This window comes from Nostoc sp. (assembly GCF_036918015.1).
Taxonomy (GTDB): domain Bacteria; phylum Cyanobacteriota; class Cyanobacteriia; order Cyanobacteriales; family Nostocaceae; genus Nostoc.
This window is the reverse complement of the sequence record NZ_JBALEO010000018.1, coordinates 62,068-81,494: the sequence shown is the minus strand read 5'-3', so window position 1 is coordinate 81,494 and position 19,427 is coordinate 62,068. Positions and strand designations below refer to the sequence as shown.

The window sequence follows — 19,427 nt, the reverse complement described above, 5'->3', positions numbered from 1 at the left end:
TTTAGGTTGATTCTAAGAGTATCCGTAAAGTTATGATAGAGTACAAACACGGATAAAATTGGCGAACTATTAAATCTACTATATAAAAATTATCTATATAACAATCCTGAATTATTTATGAGGAACAAGATCCTTGAATTTCTAGAGAAGCTAGGGATCTGATTATTCACGAATGATTAGATATCTGATGAAATTAAATATGCTGTATCCAGAAACCTTGTAGAGACTTAGTACTGCAACATCTCTACACTCTTTTTTACTCATGTTTATTTGATAAAAATTTTCAGGTATTTAGTCCACAATCCAGACGGGGAATGAAAAGTAGTGTAATTCAATTACTTGAAAAGTACTGTCAATAGGGTGATATAAATTTTTGACAAGAGAATAAACTTTTATATCAACACGCAGTTGGGGCACAACATTTTTCTGGATTACCCGGAGTATTCCAGGCAATTAAAAAGACCATATTACTGGTGAAGAATAGTTTAAAATCTGTAACATTCAGCCAGTTCAATTACTCAGGTTGATGACACGCCCTAAGTAGATTGGACTAAGTTAGAAATCGCCACGAGCAATTCCTCTGGTGCTACAGGTTTAACAATGTGCTGTTGAAATCCTGCTCTTAGTGCGTATTGCTGATTTATTTCGCCTGCATAAGCAGTCAAAGCGATCGCAGGCATCTTTTTTCCCCCGATTTTTGCTTCTTGAGTCCGCACCTGTTGCATCAGCATATAGCCGTTCATCTCTGGCATTCCAATATCGCTGAGTAAGATATCTGGCTTTGACTGGGTTAGCGCTTGTAATGCTTCATATCCTGATGCTACTGCGGTGACGATCGCACCAAACTGTTCCAGCACAAAGCTAAAAAAGTCGCGGGTATCATCATTGTCATCCACAACCAGCACTTGTAAACCCATCAGGGGAGAGGAGGAAAAAACGGCAGTTGAGGAATCAGTATTTGTGTCATCCTCGATCGTTGCACTGTTCTTGATTAGCGGCAATCTAACAGTGAAAATCGCTCCTTTGTCCTCGCCAAGACTTTCAGCCCAAATCCTTCCCCCGTGCATTTCAATCAAGTGACGAGCGATCGCTAAACCTAACCCTAATCCACCAAACCTTCTAGTTGTTGTACTATCACCTTGACGGAAATAATCAAATACATGAGGTAGAAAATCAGGGTTAATGCCTTTACCTGTATCGCTGACAGTAATCTGCGCTTGAGCGTCGATGCGCTCCAATCGCACATTTACTTTTCCCTCAGTCTCAGTAAACTTGACGGCATTCGAGAGAAGATTCCAGAAAACTTGCTGTAAGCGGGCTGAATCGCCCAAAACTTTCCCCACATTTGGATCGAGCATCGTCTCAATCTGAATAGTTTTAGCCTCTGCTGCCAATTGCACTGTTTCTATTGCGCCTTCAATGGTGGATACCAGATCGACTGGGATCGTGTTGAGGCTGAGTTTGCCTTGGAGGATGCGAGAAACATCTAGTAAGTCTTCAATTAGTTGAGCTTGTAATTTGGCATTGCGCTCAATAGTTTTCAGTGCTTTGTTGAGCGATTCCTCGTCAAATTTCCGGCTCTGCAATAGTTTTGCCCAACCGAGAATCGGATTCAAAGGCGATCGCAATTCATGAGAAAGTACCGCCAAAAACTCATCCTTGATGCGATTAGCAGCTTCAGCTTCCGCCCTGGCTGTTTGCTCTAGTTGTAAAAGGCGATCGCGTTCTGATTCGCTGCGTTTGCGATCGGTGATATCAGTTAGCATAGCGATCGCACCTAAGCACTCACCCCGTTCGTTCAAAATCGCTCTTGCAGAAATCAGTGTCCAGATGTACGAACCATCCTGGCAACGCAATCGCCCTTCTTTAAGATCGCTCCCTTCTCCTTTGAACCACTCCAGTTTTGCTTCGGCTGCGATATCATCAGCCCGATCCATAAAATCAAATATAGAACGACCGATTATTTCTTCTGCCGGATAACCCAACATCTGAGATATCCGCTGATTCACAAACTCTGTTCGGGTTTTGGAGTCAATCATCCAGATTCCCTCATAAGAAGTATCAACAATTCGGCGATATTTGGCTTCACTCTTTTGTAAAGACTCCTCTGCTTGCTTGCGCTTACGCCGCTCCTTAGCTTCCCGCAAGGCGCGTTGCACCGAGGGAACTAGCCGCCCTAGTCGTTGCTTTAATACATAATCGGTTGCACCGTTCTTCAAAGCTTCGATCGCTAATTCTTCACCCAGTACCGCAGAGACAAAGATAAAAGGAATCTCAGGACAAAGATTTCGGGCAATTTCCAAGGCAGAAATTCCATCAAAAGAGGGCAAGGCATAATCGGCAAGAATTAAATCGAAAGCGTTTGTTTCCAAAGCCGCTAGGAAATCAGCACCAGTTTCGACTCGGATCAGTTCGCAATTAATTCCCCCTTCGGTTAATATCATTTGGGCAAGCTCTGTATCTAACAGGCTATCTTCCAAAAGGAGGAAACGCAGGACATTCATCAGTTGCTCTCCTTTTGAGGATGAGGCGCTGGCGGTAAAGCACCAACGGGAGGCTGATTGATCACTGCCCAAAATAGGCCGACACCTTTAATAGAATCGACAAAATCATGGTAATCTACTGGTTTGACAACATAAGCATTCACCCCTAACTCGTAGCAGCGAACTAAATCCGGTTCCTCGCGGGAAGAAGTCAGTACCACAATTGGAATTACTCGCATTACTGGGTCAGATTTGAGTTGTGCCAGCACTTCTAACCCATCAATTTTAGGCAGTTTCAAATCGAGCAATACCACAACAGGATATCCCTCCATTCGCAACCGGAACAACCCCCGGCGATAAAGATAATCTAATGCTTCTTCGCCATCACGTACCACCACTACTTCATTGGCGAGATGGTTTTCTGACAAGGCGGCTAGGATTAACTCTGCATCGTTGGCACTATCTTCAATTAGCAGAATTCGCTTCAGTTCTTTCATCCACTCTCCTTCTGGGACAATTTAGGCAGCGAGAAATAAAAGGTGGCGCCACTGTCAACTACAGCCTCTGCCCAAACTCGACCATTATGCCGATGAATAATGCGTTGCACGTTTGCCAATCCAACACCAGTGCCTTCAAATTGTGGGTCGCTATGCAGACGTTGAAATACTCCGAATAGCTTGTGTACATATTGCATATTAAAGCCTACGCCGTTATCTCGTACAAAAAAGACAACTTCGTTTTCATTGTCAATACTTCCAACAGTAATTTCTGCTGGGTTTTGAGTCTGGGTATATTTTACGGCATTGCCTATCAGGTTACGAAGCACCAGCCGCAGCATGGAGGGATCGCCCTGCGCTTCTGGCAGTACCTTTATCTGCCAATGGATTGTGCGTCCTGGGGTTTCTGCAATTAAATCGCGTTTTACCTCATCTACCAATTCCTCCATATTGAGGTTGATGTAGCGCATTTCGGTGCGCCCCATACGAGAAAATGTCAGCAATTCATCAATCAGTATTCCTGCCTGTTTGGCAGTTTCGGCAATTATTTTCAAATAGCGCTGACTCGTTTGATCTAAGCTTGTTGAGCTATGGCGCTTCTGAAGTAATTCGATAAATCCGGCGATGTGGCGCAGCGGTGCCCGCAAGTCGTGAGAGACTGAGTAAGAGAAGGATTCGAGTTCTTTATTGGCGGCTTCGAGTTGGGCAGTACGCTCTTGAATTCGTTGCTCTAGCATTTCATTGAGTTGTTGCAAGGCGGCTTCGGCAACCTTGCGATCGTGAATGTCGCTGGCAATGCCCACCCATTTGATAATCTGTCCGCTTTGATCTCGAAATGGTAAACCCCGGACAATATGCCAACGATAGCTACCATCAGAAACTTGACGGAAGCGAATTTCTATTTCGTAGTTGGTGGCGTTAGCAATAGCCTGCATCGAAGTTTTCAAGACGCGATCGCGATCGTCGGGGTGAATGGCATAAATCCAGCCATAGCCAGCAGTCTGCTCCATTGTCAGTCCGGTAAAATCTAACCAGTATTGATTGCAATAGGTAATACCACCATTGCGTAGGCGTAGCCCGTCGTAGACATCGCCCATCCAAATAGCCTGTGGCGACACTTCTGTTAAAATTCGGTATCGCTCTTCGCTGTCACGTAGCGCTTCTTCTACCAACTTGCGATCGTGGATATCAACACAAGAGCCGATATAGCCAAGAAATTCCCCCGTTGGTGCAAACCGAGGCACACCAGTATCTAAAAGCCAACGGTATTCGCCATCAAACCGTCTAAGGCGATATTCCATTTTAAAATTTTGTCGGGCATCAAAAGCATTGGTGTATGTATCCAAGCAACACTGAAAATCATCAGGATGAACACCTTCAGTCCACCCATTGCCCATCTCTGACTCCAGAGTTCGCCCGGTAAAATCTAGCCAGGGTTTATTAAAGTAGTTACAAAGTTTGTCAGTGCCGGACATCCAAATCAGTACGGGAGCAGTGTCTGCCATCTGGCGAAAGCGTAATTCACTTTCGCGCAACGCGGCTTCTGCCCGATCGCGATCGCGTAGCGCAGCTTGCTGTTCGCTAATATCGGTGACTAACGCCACATACCCTTCAACGATTCCCTCTTTATTAAACTGGGGAACGTAAATGGCATTAATGTAACGTGTCCCACCATCTTTATAAGGAACTTTACTTTCAAAAGTAACCTGCACTCCTGCTAGTACTTGTTCCACATAAGGACGAATCACTTCATAAGCAGATTCACCCAATACTTCCCAAAGATGCTTCCCATAAACTTCTACCGTCGAATGCCCAAACCAATCTTGATATGCTCGGTTATTGAAGCGGTAGCGTTGTTCTGAATCTACAAAGGTAATCAGAACTGGCAATGTATCTGTAATTAAACGAAGTTCTGTTTCTCGTTGGCGCAGTGCTTCTTCTACGAGCTTACGGTTGGTAATATCACGCCAGCAATCTATGGCACCAATAATCTCACCTTGAGAATCCCTAATCGGGACGACATTGGCGATCGCTGTAATTGTAGTACCATCTGGACGTTCAATGATACATTCTTCATCGCTGATCGTTTCGCCATAGCGCGTAGCACGGTATAGAGGTAGTTGCTCTAAGGTAAGGGGCGTTACACCATCAGCCAAGAACAGATCGTAGAGCTGAATATAAGATTCAGAAGACATACCAACAAGAGATTCACTCGGTCTGCCCAAAAGTTTTTGCGCGAGTTTGCTGTTAGCGATGATTGGGAAATCAGGGGGGCCGCCAGCGATCGTAATTCCCTCTGGGACGTGTTCTAGGAGCATTTGCAGGATGCTCTGGGCTTCTTCTGCTTGGCGGGCGCGATGCTGGGCTTCTGCTTGGGCTTGTTTGCGTTCGCTTAAGTCAAGAACAAAACCAATGATTGTCCGATCTCCCTGTTTAGCAAAACCAATTAGAACGGGAACTAAAGAGCCGTCTTTGCGAATGTATTCCTGTTCAAAGGGCTTACAACTCCCAGTAATTGTCAGTTCTTGAATCCCTCGCTCGCTCACCTCGATATATTCGAGTGGAACGATCTCGCCCCAGCGGATTCGACCAGAGCGCAAATCCTCGCGGGTATAATTGAGCATTTTTAAAAAGGCATCATTGGCTTCAACAATTAAGCCGTTTAGATCGGCCACAATCATCCCAATAATATTAGACTCGGTTAAGCGACTAAACCGGGCCTCGCTTTCGCGTAGTGACTTCAGGTTCGCCTCAGCTTGCCGTTGGGCTGTGCGGCGTGATGCGTTAAGCCAGCTGATTAACCCTGCTGTCAGCATGAACACTACCAAGGGAACTACAATATTCAGATTTGTAATGTTCTGCGCGTGGAGTGACTTAAAAAAGAAGTAATTAACTGCAAAAGTAGACAAAAGGGTTGCAAGTAACCCTGGCCCTAAGCCCCCGTACCAGGCACTCACCATCACCGCACCAAAAAACAGCGCCCCAGGCGTTGAAGTAAGATATGGATTGAGTAGTAGGGTTGCCCGCAGTGCTAAGGCAACGGATAGGAAGGCAACACCATAGTGCAGAAGTTTCTCCCGGATGAATGCGCCCTTGTCTCTATTGCCATAAAAGATGTTTTGGGATTCAGATGTCCTCGCCTTACGACTCATAACCCTACTCTGCTGCTGGAAAATACTGATTTAGCAGTCTTTTCCCAGGTTCACCCATCTTCCGTAACATTTCTTCTATTAGTTTTAGCGCTATTCGTGAAGGGACTGTATGTCCATTCTCCCAACGGTTGACTGTTTTGAAGGAAACTCCTACCTTAGCAGCAAACTGTTTCTGAGAAAGATTGAGCTGCTGACGAAGTTCCCGAATTAAATCTAAAATTTCCAGCTGCTTTGTTAGAGACATCTCTGTGTTTTATCCCCATAGGATAATTAGCGTAGGACAGGTGTCTTATTCATTGTCTCTTACTCAGGGAAAATTTTAAAAGTGATATCATGTCCGCCAAATTACCCATAATAAAAGAACCCCTCCCCGCTCTTCGGGACTTTGGGAATCAGTTGATCTCCACCCATGCCCATAAGTGGTCTAACTGTTTCAAATGGTACTTCCAAGTCATAAGCTGCAAATGCCTCCACGCAGGTATTTGCATGAGCATCATTACTTAAAACCAGTGTGCCATCAATATCTAAAATCACCCCTTCTAATGCCATGAAAAACCTCGGCTGACGTTTTGTTTTATAGCTGATGATGGCATGGCAAATAGTTTAGTTCATCGTCCTAACAGAAGAGAAGGAGGTTAGAGAAGAGATGGCGATCGCTTATAATTCAATACAGTTCAGATAAGCCTGTTTTTTCTTTCCCCCGTTCCCCATTCCCTTGCTTGATCGTACAGTGCCGGAGGCGGACGCTAAGAAAGCTTGTAAAATTTGTTAGTTAATGATGTGGAAGTGTTGGAGAATCCTGCTGAGTTGTCGGGTGAAGCGGTGTTGCCGGGTTTTGTCTTGAATTTGCGACGGGTGTGGGATTGAAAGCATCTTGCTCGCTACGCGTTAATTAATGCGTAGCTTGCTTCTCGCTGGAGGCGAGTATTACGAATTACGAATTACGAATTACTTGATATTCTCGCAGAGATGGCGATCGCTCTCACTCAAATTCACATTAGGATTCTGCAAATAATAATGCAGCCAATTGCAACCCCGCACCAACAATTGGTCTAGATTCTCAACAGGCCACAACCGCGCTGTATTGTCAGCTGATGCTGTGGCGATGGTTTTACCGTCCGGGCTGAAACTGAGACTTCTTACACTACCTTGATGCCCTTTGAATTCTTGTAGCAATTGTCCGTTGAGTGTCCACAACCGCGCTGTATTGTCAGCTGATGCTGTGGCGATGGTTTTGCCGTCTGGGCTGAAACTCACACTTAAGACACTGCCTTGATACCCTTTGAATTCTTGTAGCAGTTGCCCGTTAAGTGTCCACAACCGTGCTGTGTTGTCAGATGATGCCGTGGCGATGGTTTTGCCGTCTGGGCTGAAACTCACACTATATACCCAGCCTTTATGTCCTTTGAATTCTTGTAGCAGCTGCCCATTGAGTGTCCACAACCGCACTGTCTTATCTAATGATGCCGTGGCGATGGTTTTGCCGTCTGGGCTGAAACTCACACTTAAGATACTGCCTTGATGTCCTTTGAATTTTTGTAGCAGTTGCCCGTTAAGTGTCCACAACCGCGCTGTATTGTCTAATGATGCCGTGGCGATGGTTTTGCCGTTCGGACTGAAACTCACACTTAAGACACTGCTTTGATGCCCTTTGAATTCTTGTAGCAGTTGCCCGTTGAGCGTCCACAATCGCGCTGTCTTGTCAGATGATGCCGTGGCAACGGTTTTGCCGTCCGGGCTGAAACTCACACCATTGACTTCGCCTTGATGCCCTTTGAATTCTTGTAGCAGTTGCCTGTTGAGCGTCCACAATCGCGTTGTCTTGTCAGATGATGCCGTGGCAATGGTTTTGCCATCTGGGCTGAAACTCACACCATTGACTTCGCCTTGATGCCCTTTGAATTCTTGTAGCAGCTGCCCATTGAGTGTCCACAACCGCGCTGTATTGTCTAATGATGCCGTGGCAATGGTTTTGCCATCTGGGCTGAAACTCACATTTAAGACACTGCCTTGATGCCCTTTGAATTCTTGGAGCAGTTGCCCGTTGAGCGTCCACAATCGCGCTGTCTTGTCAGATGATGCCGTGGCAATGGTTTTGCCATTTGGGCTGAAACTCACATTTAAGACACTGCCTTGATGCCTTTTGAATTCTTGTAGTAGTTGCCCTTTGAGCGTCCACAACCGCGCTGTCTTGTCAGATGATACCGTAGCGATGGTTTTGCCGTCCGGGCTGAAACTCACACTATTAACTTCACTTTGATGCCCTTTGAATGCTTGTAGCAGTTGCCCTTTGAGCGTCCACAACCGTGCTGTATTGTCAGATGATGCCGTAGCAATGGTTTTGCCGTCCGGGCTGAAACTCAGATTATACACCCAGCCTTGATGCCCTTTGAATTCTTGTAGCAGCTGCCCATTGAGTGTCCACAACCGCGCTGTATTGTCAGCTGATGCCGTGGCGATGGTTTTGCCATCCGGGCTGAAACTTACACTTAAGACACTGCCTTGATGCCCTTTGAATTCTTGGAGCAGTTGCCCGTTGAGCGTCCACAACCGCGCTGTCTTGTCAGATGATGCCGTGGCGATGGTTTTGCCGTCCGGACTGAAACTTACACTTAAGACACTGCCTTGATGCCCTTTGAATTCTTGGAGCAGCTGCCCGTTGAGCGTCCACAACCGCGCTGTGTTGTCAGATGATGCCGTAGCGATGGTTTTACCATCTGGGCTGAAACTCACACTATAAACATAGCCTTGATCCCCTTGGAACTGATTACGTTCTTTAATTTTATCGAGAATAGTATCCAAAGCAAGAATAGGGCTGATAGCTGGATATTTTTCTAAAAGGCGACCATTTTTTACAAGAGTTTTTAAATTTTTACCACTCTGCATTGCTGCCACCAGGGATTCTAACTCAGCATACTCAAACTGTCTTAAGGCGTTAACTCCAGACCGTTCTAGGTTTGTTCCTTGTTGTGCCTCTATTTGTGCTGTTTCTGCTGCTCGTTTTGCTTCAAAGGATGATATACCTGCAAATAACAATAGACATACCGCTAAACCAGAACTCACTCTCAACTGCATCCACCCTTGGCTAATTTGTCGCTTGGCTTCTTGTTGAGCATCAACTAATATCTGTCTTGCATCTTGTTCAAGCTTCAGCCTCTCTTCTACTTGCAAGCGTTGTTCTCGCTCTCTAGCTAATTCTGCTAATATTTCATTACCCTGTTGTTGGCGAATGAACGACACAAGATAATCATGCACCAATTGATAACGGTCAGCCGGTGATTCTGGTAACAGCAACACTAATCTTGATGCCACAAAAATTTTTAACACCAAATCTAGTTTATTGGCTTCTGCTGGCAAATCTGCTGCTAACTCAGCACGAGTTTTTAAAGGACGAGTCCCATTTTCATCTGTGAGTAAATATAAAACCAGTCGTGCAACCTGTTCATTCTCCGCGCCACAGTCTGTAATTACTTCTTCTAAAAATTGCTCAACTAGTTTCTCTTTAGTACCAAACTGACGATACTTATCTAAAGTTGTAATTTTCTCAGTTTGTAATTGCGTCCCCACAATTTGTAACTCAATGGGGCGAACCTCACCCAAATCACCGGCTAAATCGCGCACTAATTCATCAATCAAATCAGGTTCCAGATAAAAGTGAGAGCGTTCTGTTAAACTCTGTACTACAGCCATCGCATCGGCTGGCGAAAAGTTACCCAAATGATAGCGAATATTTTTATCGAGAATATTATTATTAATTACACTTAAATCAAACAGACGGTCTAATTCTAATAAATAATGTAAATAATCTTCCCGCAAAGACAGAATTACCTTGACAAAAGGAATATCTAGACAAACTCGCAAAAACTCATAAAATGCTCGTCGTTGACCTTGGTCTGGATAAACAAAGAAAAACTCCTCAAACTGGTCAAACATTAAAACCGTCAACAAATTCCGGTCAGCATTTCTCCGTAATTGTTCTAAAATAGCTGCTGATGAATCAAGATTAGCAAATAATTGATTCCCTCTCACTTCTTCAAAAGCCTGAGCCAAACTCTGCCCCAACATTCCCACCCAATCGGTATAAACTCGCAACAAAATAGGTAAAGCATCTCGCTCACCAATTGCTTGCTGTTGCAACGCCGGGATTAATCCACCCTGCAAAATCGAGCTTTTACCCACTCCTGACTGACCATGAATTACAGTCAACTTATGCTCAGTCCCGCCAATTCTTTCTTGTAACCGCTTAACATCTTGTCCCCGACCAGAAGCAGCAATTTCTTGAGCAATGGTTTCAGGATTTTCTACTTGCAACTGTGCAGAGTTAATTGCTTGTCGCTGCGGGTTGAGATAAGATGCCCCAACAAAAGCGCGGAAACCATACTGTTGTTCAATTTGTAATTGCTCTTGCTTAATATTAAAAGCTTTAAGATATTCACCTTGTTCAAAATAAAGTGAGCATAACCTTTCTAATATAGATATATATAATCGCGGGTTATACTGATGATTACTTTCAGCTTTAGCAGCTTTTAAACTATTAATTGCTGCTTCAGCTTGACCTAAACCCTGTTGAGATTTTGCTAAAACAAACCGATACAATCCAAATTCACCTGATTGAAGATTAGGGATATCAGCTAATATTTGCAATGTTTGTCCAGCAAGTTGGTTGGCTTCTCCCCAGCGTAACTGTTCTAAGGCTACTTCTGCTAAAAAACCATAATCTTTAGCCAACTGCAACGGCGTGCCATAATTTTGATGTAGCGGCAGAGATTTTTCCACAAGGCTTTGCAACTCTGGCCATGCTTGTAAACGTTGTAGCACTTCACCCAGTTTAGTAATATGTTTTGCAACTAAATCTGAACGTTGTGCTTGTTCAAAAATTTCAATAGCTTGCTGAAGATAATTTCTAGCTTCTTGCCAATAGCATTGATTTTCTGTCTGATTTTTTTCAGCTTGGCGGTTGTAAGCTGAAGCAATATTAACGAGTAATATACCTTGTCGTTCTAAATAATTACTTTGTTGCCAGAACCCCAAGCTTTGTTGATAATGTCCTAAAGCAGAATCTATCTGGTCATGTAGATAATCATTTAAACCAAGCAAAAACTCTAAACTTGCTTGAAGTGCAGCTTCTAACACTTCCCCTCGATTTTGCAAATCTTGACGGGCGGTTTCTAGTTCCCGGCACATTTGGGGATTGGGCGTTATGTCACCTGCAAAGATTTCATCACTTTTTTGCTGGAGAAAGTTGACTAACTCATCAGTAGAATTTTCAAAATCAATGATAGTTGCCCAACTTTCTAAATCAGTTGCTAATCGAATCAATTTTTGCAAAACTGAATCATTAACCCACAACAATATCGGAAATGGGAAGTTTTTTCTAAACTCCTCTCGTACTTGGTTAGCTGAAGTCAGAACTGTATCAATATCTTTAACTGACTCCAAACCAAAAATCATCAATACAGGTGGCTGTTCATCTCCCAGTTGTTCGCGTATATTTGTGTAAAGCGTTTTAACTGATGCAGGTAAAGTAATTTCGCGAATGTGTACAGGAGATAATTGGCGCAGGCGTTCTACCATACGCTGACGTAAATCAGCATAGTTACAGCGCAGCAAAATCAGCGAAAATTCTCCCTGCGAAAGGGTAATTGTTCGCACCAGAGTTTGCAATGAACGTTCATTGTCAAAGGCTAAATTTTCTGGCTCTTGCTGATTACTCATAACATACAGCAGTTTTCTTTTGCATAAAGTACAAAGCTATGGGTTTTGAGGCAGGGGGCAGAAAGGATGACGGACGATTTCTGCTAGTTGTAAAAAGCTGTAGTTGTGAAGATGACAACTGACACGGTTCCCGGACTTGTTGAAACGGCTCCCGGACTTGTTGAAACAGCTCCCGGACTTGTTGAAACGGCTCCCGCACTTATTGATATGGCTCCCGCACTTGTTGATATGGCTCCCGCAGTTATTGATATGGCTCCCGCAGTTATTGATATGGCTCCCGCACTTGTTGATATGGCTCCCGCACTTGTTGATGTAGCTCCCGCACTTACTGATGTAGCTCCCGCACTTACTGATGTAGCTCCCGCACCTGATTTATCGCGGTATCTGGAAAACCTCATTTCTATTTCTCTCTTCCTTTAAGGCTACAGTGTACACACAAGTCTGAAATAGCTGATTAACCAAGGTTTTACCCCACCCGAACCCTCCCCTTATAAAGGGGAGGGAACTAGATTTTTTGTTTCCCCCCTTTATAAGGGGGGATTAAGGGGGGTAATTGTTCATATATGCCGATTTATAACCTAAATTCCTTGGCTTCAGCCAAAATCGGATTAATATCAAACCAAGAACCATCCTCATTCCGGTATTCAAATACAAACATACTGCGGAGCAAAAGTTCGTATCTTTCATGACCTCTCAAATTTTTCTCTTGCGCTACCTCACGCAGTAATTCCCATTCATCGGGCGTAATTGCCAAAGTTAGCTCATTGCGGCGCTGTTTAATCACTCTATTTACGCACTCTTGCGACAAAGGTGGGTCTTCTTGCTGAAGACAACGAAACAATAACATTAACAAATTACGCAAATGACCACCGCTAACTTGGCAAAGTCGCTCTAAAGTATCAGGACTATCAAAAACCTCAGTAATTAAATTCCGACTTTGTTCCCAACTGACACCAGGAAAAGCCCTTGCCATAACCATCTGTTGCAGCAGTAGAATTCCCTGTGAAAATTGCGAACCATCTTGTAATTGCACAGGAACCATCGGCAAAACCTTGGGGTCTACGCCAAAGCGATTTGTTAACCTTCCTAAAGCGTTGGAAAAAATCAATACTAACGGAATGGTATAAACAACATGACAATTTAGCTGGTTTAACTGTTCGCCCCGTTCCACAAAGAGATATTCTGGCTGGTAATGACCGGAAGGTTTCTGAGAGTTATCCACTCTGTCGAGATTATCTATAATTACCACCAGTCCTTTTTTACCCTGCTGCTTGAGTTTTTCGATCGCAGGCCTGAGCAATTCTTTGTTAATTGATTCTAAAATACCATTGGTACGCGGTTCTAAATATTGCCGTAACTGACCGCGAAGTTTGGGGCTATCTTTAGTTTTGGCGGTAATCTTGGCAATACCTACAGATAATTCCGCCTCAACGCCTATATCTAGCGGCGTTTGCAAAAACTCAGAAATTTCCGTAAACAGATTTTTAAAGTATCCTGGTTTGAGGTTAATTTTGATTGCTTCTAAACTTTGACTCACCTCACGAGCTACTGCTAATAAAATATCTGTAACATCAATATCAGCCATATCCAGGCTTTGGCTAGACTCGAAATAAACCACATGAAACCCCTGCTGCTCTAACTCTGCCTTTAGCCGCAGTAATTCAGTGGATTTGCCACAACCGATATGTCCGGTAAACAATTGACAAGTGGGTTGCTCAGGTGAAAGGCGGGTGATAGTTCGCCCAAGTTCCTCAATAATCTTGGCACCACGCACTTTAGAGAAATCAATATAATATTGTCTATCCTCCGGTTTGCTCACGACCAGAGTTTTACTGGGGTTGCAAGCTTGAAAAAACCTGACTAAATCTAGTTTCATCACAAATTACCCGAAATCAGCCTAATGCTCTTGCCCATTTCAGTGATTATACAGACGATAAAGCGGCTATTTCGGAAAAAACTTCTTCAGATTGAGCGATATCATGTCCGCTTGATTACTTATTAAAACCCAAGAACCCCACCCCGCCAAAGCTACGCTTTGTCTCCCCTCCCCGCAGGCGGGGAGGGGCTGGGGGTGGGGTGCAATGACTGTGGGAATCATAACTAAACCTTGTCTACCTTGAGAACCGTAGTTTTGTAGGTTGGGTGCAGCGATAGCGTAACCCAACATAAAATTTGGTGGTAATGTTGGGTTGCGTTTCACTCCACCCAACCTACATAAATATATATATCTTTTAAAAAACTTTTGTCTGTTTAATTAAACAGAATTCAGATGAACCCCACCCCCAACCCCTCCTCGCAAGCAGCTAAAAGGTTCAACCATGATGCTCAAAGGTTCAAGTTTCAGTATCTAAGGGTGAAACTTGAGCTTTCCAATGTTTGGGTGGTTGAAGATTTTTCGGTAGTATGGTTGTGCGATGCCTACGGCGGTAAACTACGCCTTTTGCCAAATCAATCTGGTGTTGTTCTAGGTTTTTGGCTTCGTAAAGGTATGCGCCTTCCAAATTGGCTTTCCACACTGTGCTTGTTCAAGATACTAAAACTTCACTGAGGATAACAACAGGTAAAGCAGGAACATTACGAAAGCCTTTATCGTTGGTAATAAATTGGTTAGAATTAACAGATAAAGCTGTTGCAGCATGAATAGCATCGGGTGTTTTGAGGTTACTTGTAGCCCGAAGATTCGCAGCTTGTCGAAGTAGTGATTGACTAATAGGAATTAATTGTACTTGAGATAATAATAGTTCTTCATAGTCTGCTACTAAAGAATTATTACCATTACGCAATGGAACAACTAAAACCTCCATTAATATTAGTTCACTGCTGATGATTTGAATTTCTCTTGTATAAAACTTAGACCATAGTGGTTGCAGAAGAGAGTAATAATCAGGGTTGCCTTCAATCGTATAAATAGCCACCGGAGTATCTATATAAACAGAGCCACTTGTTGGAAGTATTAGCTGTCCCATGATAAGCGTTCTTCTTGTAGTTGTCTGTCTATATCCTCAGCACTTCGAGAAGGGTGTCTCCTACGGCTTTCTTCTATAATGTCGAGTACAGAACGATGTTTTGGTTCAGATTTTTCTGGTAAAATCACAAATACATCAACGCTATCACCTATTTCAGCTTCTGGAATTTCAATTTCTATTTTGTTTCCTGGTAAAACCTTGGTTGTGATACGTAAAGCTGATTGCATGGTTTTCTCTCAACATTTATTAAGACTGTATGCAAGATTGTTCTCTTCTATATTCTCCTACAAACCATAGAGGGCGGTAGTACTCTCATATATATTCTTGTTTTTCGCTAAATAAATAATCTAATAAATAAAATTAGAGTTACAAACAAATTACTCGGTATGTCTGTCTTGTTATTAGATATAGCTTTCATCTTCTTCATCTCCAAAATATTTACGGAGATTTTTGGTAAAAACTATAGCACTAAGTGAAAATGGTAGAATACGCCCAAATAACGAATGATGCTGTGATAACTTAACTTAACCCAATTGCCGCCAATGTGCCGGTGCTTCGATATAATCAGGTAGGCGAGTGGTGCGATCGCCGAGTGCCTCTCTAATCTGCTGTAACTCTAAGTTTTTCGCTCCTGTCAAAATAGTCCCTTCCAGTTTGACATCATTGAGATTAGCTTGTGAAAAGTTAGCTCCCATCAGGTTTGCCTGAGTCAGGTTAGCTTGATAAAAGGTTGCCCTATAAAGGTTTGCTCCAATCAGATTAGCCTGATATAGGTCAGCTTCCGTTAAGCTAGCTTCTGAGAGGTTGGCAAAATAGACTTCTGTTTGGTGGAGTTTGGCTGCATTCAAATTAGCCCCAGAAAGGTTAGCTCCATTTAAGTTCGCCCCACAGAGGTTAGCACCAATCAAACCCGTTTGGTGTAGGTTGGCTTTACCCAATTTTGCTCCTTGCAAGTTAGCTAAAAACAACTTTGCTCCAGAGAGGTTAGCCATTTTTAAGGTCGCTTGTTGCAAGTTAGCTTTATAAAGGTTCGCTCCCTGTAAGTTAGCAGCCCGCAGACTTGCACCAGAGAGGTTGGCTGAACGCAGGTTTGCTCCAGAGAGGTTAGTGCGATTCAGGTTAGCCCAACAAAGGTTGGCTCCATATAAACTAGCTTTTATTAATTTGGTTTCATAAAGAATCGACCTAATAAGTTTAGCGCCACTAAGGTCACATCCACTCAAGTCAGCCCCACGTAAGTCAGCCCCACTCAAGTCAGCGCCACGCAGGTCTGCTTGTTGCAGGTTAGTTTTTAGCAGGTCTGCTTGTCTAATATCGGTGTTACGTAAATCAAGTTTTTGATCTTTTGGGTCTTCGAGTAAATTACGCCTGCCGATAACAGTCAGGGCTGCTTGAATATCGGTGCGTATTTTGGGGAATTCTTCATGGAGATTTTGCTCCAACTGCGGTGTCGGACGCGACCCACCTCGACGCCGACTTGAGTAAATTGCTCCTTGATATTCCGGCTTTTGTTGCTCGCCTTTTACGTGCTGGATGGGTGCATTCTCTCGCACAAAGGCAGTGAGGATTTCCATAATTGTCCAGTGTTCTTGAGGAAAATCCTGAGCAACCCTTTCTAAAGCATAAATTGCACCTGTCCGGGTTTCCACCTTTTCATGGCCTAACTGGGCAATTGCGCCCATAAAGCGCTCTGCAATCAATCTGTCTTGATTGAGTTTGGCGTTTTGCAAGCCAATTTCTAAGTTTTTCTCAGATGCGATCGCACTCTTCTGCATCGCTTGGGCACGTCTTGCTGCATAATAAGTATTAAACATTGCTGCCGATGCCAGAAAAACTATTGCAGTAGTTGTTAAAGCTTGGTTTCTATACTGGATTTTTTCTTGAATTGACAATTCTTTAATATTGGACAATACGAAGAAAATTACAGTCAACGAGCAGCCAAATATAGCTGTTAAAGTTATCAACCAATTCAAAAGAGCGTCTGTCTTTTTAGAAGACATGGTAAAAATTTTCCTTACAACCTAGAATTATTACTTAGATGTTGAGGAAAAATAGTATAGCATTTAGCAGAAAATTATAATAGGTGTCAAAACACTCATTGAACTAAGGAATTATATCGAATATACTTTTACATCACGACACCAAGAAATGCTGGCGCTACAAGAATTACGAATTACACTGAGAATAGGGAGTAGGTAATAGGAGTAGAGAAAAAATTTTCATTCAAGCGGATATGATATTACTCAGAGAATTTGCTTTCTCTGAGGTTTGCTCCATCAAGTATGGTGTCATTAATAATTACTCCATACAAGCTAGCTAGATATAAACTAGCACGATGCAGGTTAGCTCCAGAAAGGTTAGCTTTCTCTAGATTGGCTGCACTAAGGATTGCTCCTTCTAAGTTCGCTAGATATAAATTAGCTCCTTCTAAATTAGCTGCACTAAGTATTGCCCCCGCTAGATTAGCTTCTCTAAGATTAGCCCCAGCGAGATTAGCTTGATAGAGATTTGTCTGTTGTAGATTCGCCCCTTTCAAGTTTGCTCCTCTCATATCCGTGAAGCTCAAATCAAGTTGCTCATTTACTGGGTCTTTGTTTGCATCTCTTCTGGCAATAACAGTCAGCGCAGCTTGAATATCTACACGAATTTTTGTTGACAGGTTACTCGTTACTTCCTCTTGGGGCATATAAGGAGCATTCTTTCGTACAAAAGTAGTAAGAATATCTACGATCGTCCAGTGATACTGTGGATAGTTATAGGCAATTTGTTCTAAATCATTAATTATAGCTAGACTGATTTCTATAGTGTTATTTCCTAGCTGTTCGCTTGCTCTTCTTAAGCGTCGTTTTAGCGAATGATGCTGATTTTGTTTAACTTGTTTTTGGAAAATTGGTATCCGCAGGAATATTTGGGATAGCTGGATGGGAGTTTTTGATAAAATATTTTTCATAGGATTACGAGGATTAATAATTAATGAAAATAAATTTAAATGATCGCTTTTTATTGAAAAATTTATTTGCGTCTGATATTGTTTTATACATATTTAGTACTGAAATCTATTTATGTAATCAACAAAATGGAAAATATAACTTCCGAGTAAGTAGACATAAGCATACATACTCTTGGCATTTTCAATAATCAGTTGTATTCACTGCACCCCACCCCTTAATCCCCTCCCCGCTTGCGGGGAGGGGAGACAAAGCGTAGCTTTGGCGGGGGTGGGGTTCTTCGGGTTTAATAAGCAATCAAGCGAACATGATATGACTCCTGTTAGCGGATAGCTAAGGTTTAGCCCATTCTGAGTTCTGAACTCTTCTTCAAAATCATTGATTAACTAAAAATGACTATTACAACTCAGCAAAATATACAACCAATAGTTAAAAATCTAGTGTTAATTGGTGGCGGTCACAGTCATGCTATTGTTATAAAAATGTTCGGTATCAAACCGTTAACAGGAGTACGTTTGATACTGATTACCACAGCATCAGAGACAGCCTACTCTGGGATGTTACCAGGACATATTGCCGGATTTTACAGCCACAATGAATGCCATATTGACTTGCGACCCTTGGCGAACTTTGCTCAAGTACAATTGTATATTGACACGGTAGTTGCCCTTGACTTAAAAAACAACAAAGTTCTTTGTGCTAACGGACTTGCGGTAGATTTTGATGTGCTGTCTATTGATATTGGCAGCACTCCAGCCATACTGTCTGTATCAGGTGCGGCAGAATATGCGATCGCAGCTAAACCAGTATCGCAGTTATTAGAGCATTGGTATGAACTAATTGCAGCTGTAGGTAAAAATCCTCAAGAACCAATTAGGATTGCGATCGTAGGTGGTGGCGCGGGCGGTGTAGAATTAGCGCTATCGATACAATCTCGTTTACATCGGATTTTGGATGAAACTCAACAACCTATTCAAAACCTAGAAATTCATTTATTCCAACGCGGACAAGAACTGATGCCCAATTATCATCAATCAGTGCGGCATCAACTTCAGCACATTTTAACTGACCGAGGTATTAAGCTACATCTGGGAGAAACTGTGTGTAAAATTGCACCTAAAACCCATAATGAAGCTAAAGAAGGATTTGAAATAAAATGTGAATCTGGTTTGACAGTAGAGTGCAATAAAATTTTTTGGGTAACACAAGCATCAGCACCCGAATGGTTAAAAAACGCTAGACTAGGAACTGATGAGCAAGGTTTTATTCTAGTAGAAGACACGTTGCAATCTCAAACGCATCCGCAGGTATTTGCATCTGGTGACATTGCCACAATGGTAAATCATCCACGTCCGAAAGCTGGGGTATTTGCTGTTAGACAAGGTAAACCCTTGTTTGAGAATTTGCAGCGAATTTTATTAGGCAAGCCGCTCAAACCTTATAAGCCACAGAAAGAATATTTGAGTTTAATTGGTACGGGAGATGGACGAGCGATCGCAACAAAAGGCATCTTCACTTTACCACCTCACAAACTCTTCTGGCATTACAAAGATTGGATTGACCGCCGCTTCATGAAAGGACTGGGGACTAGGTGAGATGAGGCAATACGGTTCGGTTAAGGTTTTTTGATGGAAATTGTAGAGCGCAAAGATCCGATAAATCATTA

14 protein-coding genes and 2 pseudogenes are annotated in these 19,427 nt (G+C 42.9%); 3 read left to right on the top strand and 13 right to left on the bottom strand.

Annotated features, from left to right (window positions below):
- Positions 1-536: 536 nt before the first annotated feature.
- The 5 genes and pseudogenes from V7K61_RS04875 to V7K61_RS04855 all read right to left on the bottom strand — a co-directional run.
- The gene (locus V7K61_RS04875) at positions 537-2,504 is read right to left on the bottom strand and encodes a hybrid sensor histidine kinase/response regulator (protein WP_335051444.1); all 1,968 of its coding nucleotides are present in this window, start codon (positions 2,502-2,504) and stop codon (positions 537-539) included.
- Entirely contained in the window at positions 2,504-2,980 is a 477-nt protein-coding gene (locus V7K61_RS04870; protein WP_335051442.1) for a response regulator, read from the bottom strand. Before V7K61_RS04870 ends, V7K61_RS04875 begins: the two co-directional genes overlap by 1 nt.
- Positions 2,977-6,132, bottom strand: coding sequence for a PAS domain S-box protein (locus V7K61_RS04865; RefSeq protein WP_335051440.1), 3,156 nt, complete (start codon positions 6,130-6,132; stop codon positions 2,977-2,979). Before V7K61_RS04865 ends, V7K61_RS04870 begins: the two co-directional genes overlap by 4 nt.
- Positions 6,133-6,136: 4 nt before the next feature.
- Complete coding sequence (locus tag V7K61_RS04860) at positions 6,137-6,376, bottom strand: helix-turn-helix domain-containing protein (protein ID WP_335051438.1); 240 nt, start codon at positions 6,374-6,376, stop codon at positions 6,137-6,139.
- Between the two features lie 140 nt (positions 6,377-6,516).
- Positions 6,517-6,681, bottom strand: a pseudogene (locus V7K61_RS04855) (HAD family hydrolase); the annotation flags it as partial.
- A gap of 228 nt (positions 6,682-6,909) precedes the next feature.
- On the opposite strand from V7K61_RS04855, the pseudogene V7K61_RS04850 reads away from it, so the two are divergent.
- Positions 6,910-6,999: pseudogene (locus V7K61_RS04850) on the top strand (Uma2 family endonuclease); the annotation flags it as partial.
- Positions 7,000-7,080: 81 nt separating this feature from the next.
- On the opposite strand, the gene V7K61_RS04845 reads toward V7K61_RS04850, so the two are convergent.
- The gene (locus V7K61_RS04845) at positions 7,081-11,847 is read right to left on the bottom strand and encodes an nSTAND1 domain-containing NTPase (protein ID WP_335051436.1); all 4,767 of its coding nucleotides are present in this window, start codon (positions 11,845-11,847) and stop codon (positions 7,081-7,083) included.
- A 111-nt stretch (positions 11,848-11,958) separates the two neighbouring features.
- On the opposite strand from V7K61_RS04845, the gene V7K61_RS04840 reads away from it, so the two are divergent.
- Positions 11,959-12,267 (top strand): hypothetical protein, encoded by a 309-nt coding sequence (locus V7K61_RS04840; RefSeq protein WP_335051434.1) that lies wholly within the window; start codon positions 11,959-11,961, stop codon positions 12,265-12,267.
- A gap of 151 nt (positions 12,268-12,418) precedes the next feature.
- On the opposite strand, the gene V7K61_RS04835 is transcribed toward V7K61_RS04840, so the two are convergent.
- From V7K61_RS04835 to V7K61_RS04805, 7 genes are all read right to left on the bottom strand, one after another.
- Positions 12,419-13,723: a P-loop NTPase fold protein gene (locus V7K61_RS04835; protein WP_335051432.1), complete on the bottom strand. Its 1,305-nt coding sequence runs from the start codon at positions 13,721-13,723 to the stop codon at positions 12,419-12,421.
- A 66-nt stretch (positions 13,724-13,789) separates the two neighbouring features.
- On the bottom strand, positions 13,790-14,047 hold the full coding sequence (locus V7K61_RS04830; RefSeq protein WP_335051430.1) for a hypothetical protein: 258 nt from the start codon (positions 14,045-14,047) through the stop codon (positions 13,790-13,792).
- A gap of 133 nt (positions 14,048-14,180) precedes the next feature.
- A complete protein-coding gene (locus V7K61_RS04825; protein ID WP_335051428.1) occupies positions 14,181-14,363 on the bottom strand; it encodes a hypothetical protein in 183 nt (60 codons plus the stop codon).
- Between the two features lie 9 nt (positions 14,364-14,372).
- Positions 14,373-14,813 (bottom strand): type II toxin-antitoxin system VapC family toxin, encoded by a 441-nt coding sequence (locus V7K61_RS04820; protein ID WP_335051426.1) that lies wholly within the window; start codon positions 14,811-14,813, stop codon positions 14,373-14,375.
- Positions 14,801-15,040: a hypothetical protein gene (locus V7K61_RS04815; protein ID WP_099101828.1), complete on the bottom strand. Its 240-nt coding sequence runs from the start codon at positions 15,038-15,040 to the stop codon at positions 14,801-14,803. Before V7K61_RS04815 ends, V7K61_RS04820 begins: the two co-directional genes overlap by 13 nt.
- 297 nt (positions 15,041-15,337) lie before the next feature.
- The gene (locus V7K61_RS04810; protein ID WP_335051424.1) at positions 15,338-16,813 is read right to left on the bottom strand and encodes a pentapeptide repeat-containing protein; all 1,476 of its coding nucleotides are present in this window, start codon (positions 16,811-16,813) and stop codon (positions 15,338-15,340) included.
- A gap of 239 nt (positions 16,814-17,052) precedes the next feature.
- Entirely contained in the window at positions 17,053-17,763 is a 711-nt protein-coding gene (locus tag V7K61_RS04805) for a pentapeptide repeat-containing protein (protein WP_335051421.1), read from the bottom strand.
- A 390-nt stretch (positions 17,764-18,153) separates the two neighbouring features.
- Here V7K61_RS04805 and V7K61_RS04800 point away from each other — a divergent pair, with 390 nt between their 5' ends.
- A complete protein-coding gene (locus V7K61_RS04800) occupies positions 18,154-19,356 on the top strand; it encodes an FAD-dependent oxidoreductase (RefSeq protein ID WP_335051419.1) in 1,203 nt (400 codons plus the stop codon).
- The last annotated feature ends 71 nt before the right edge of the window (positions 19,357-19,427 follow it).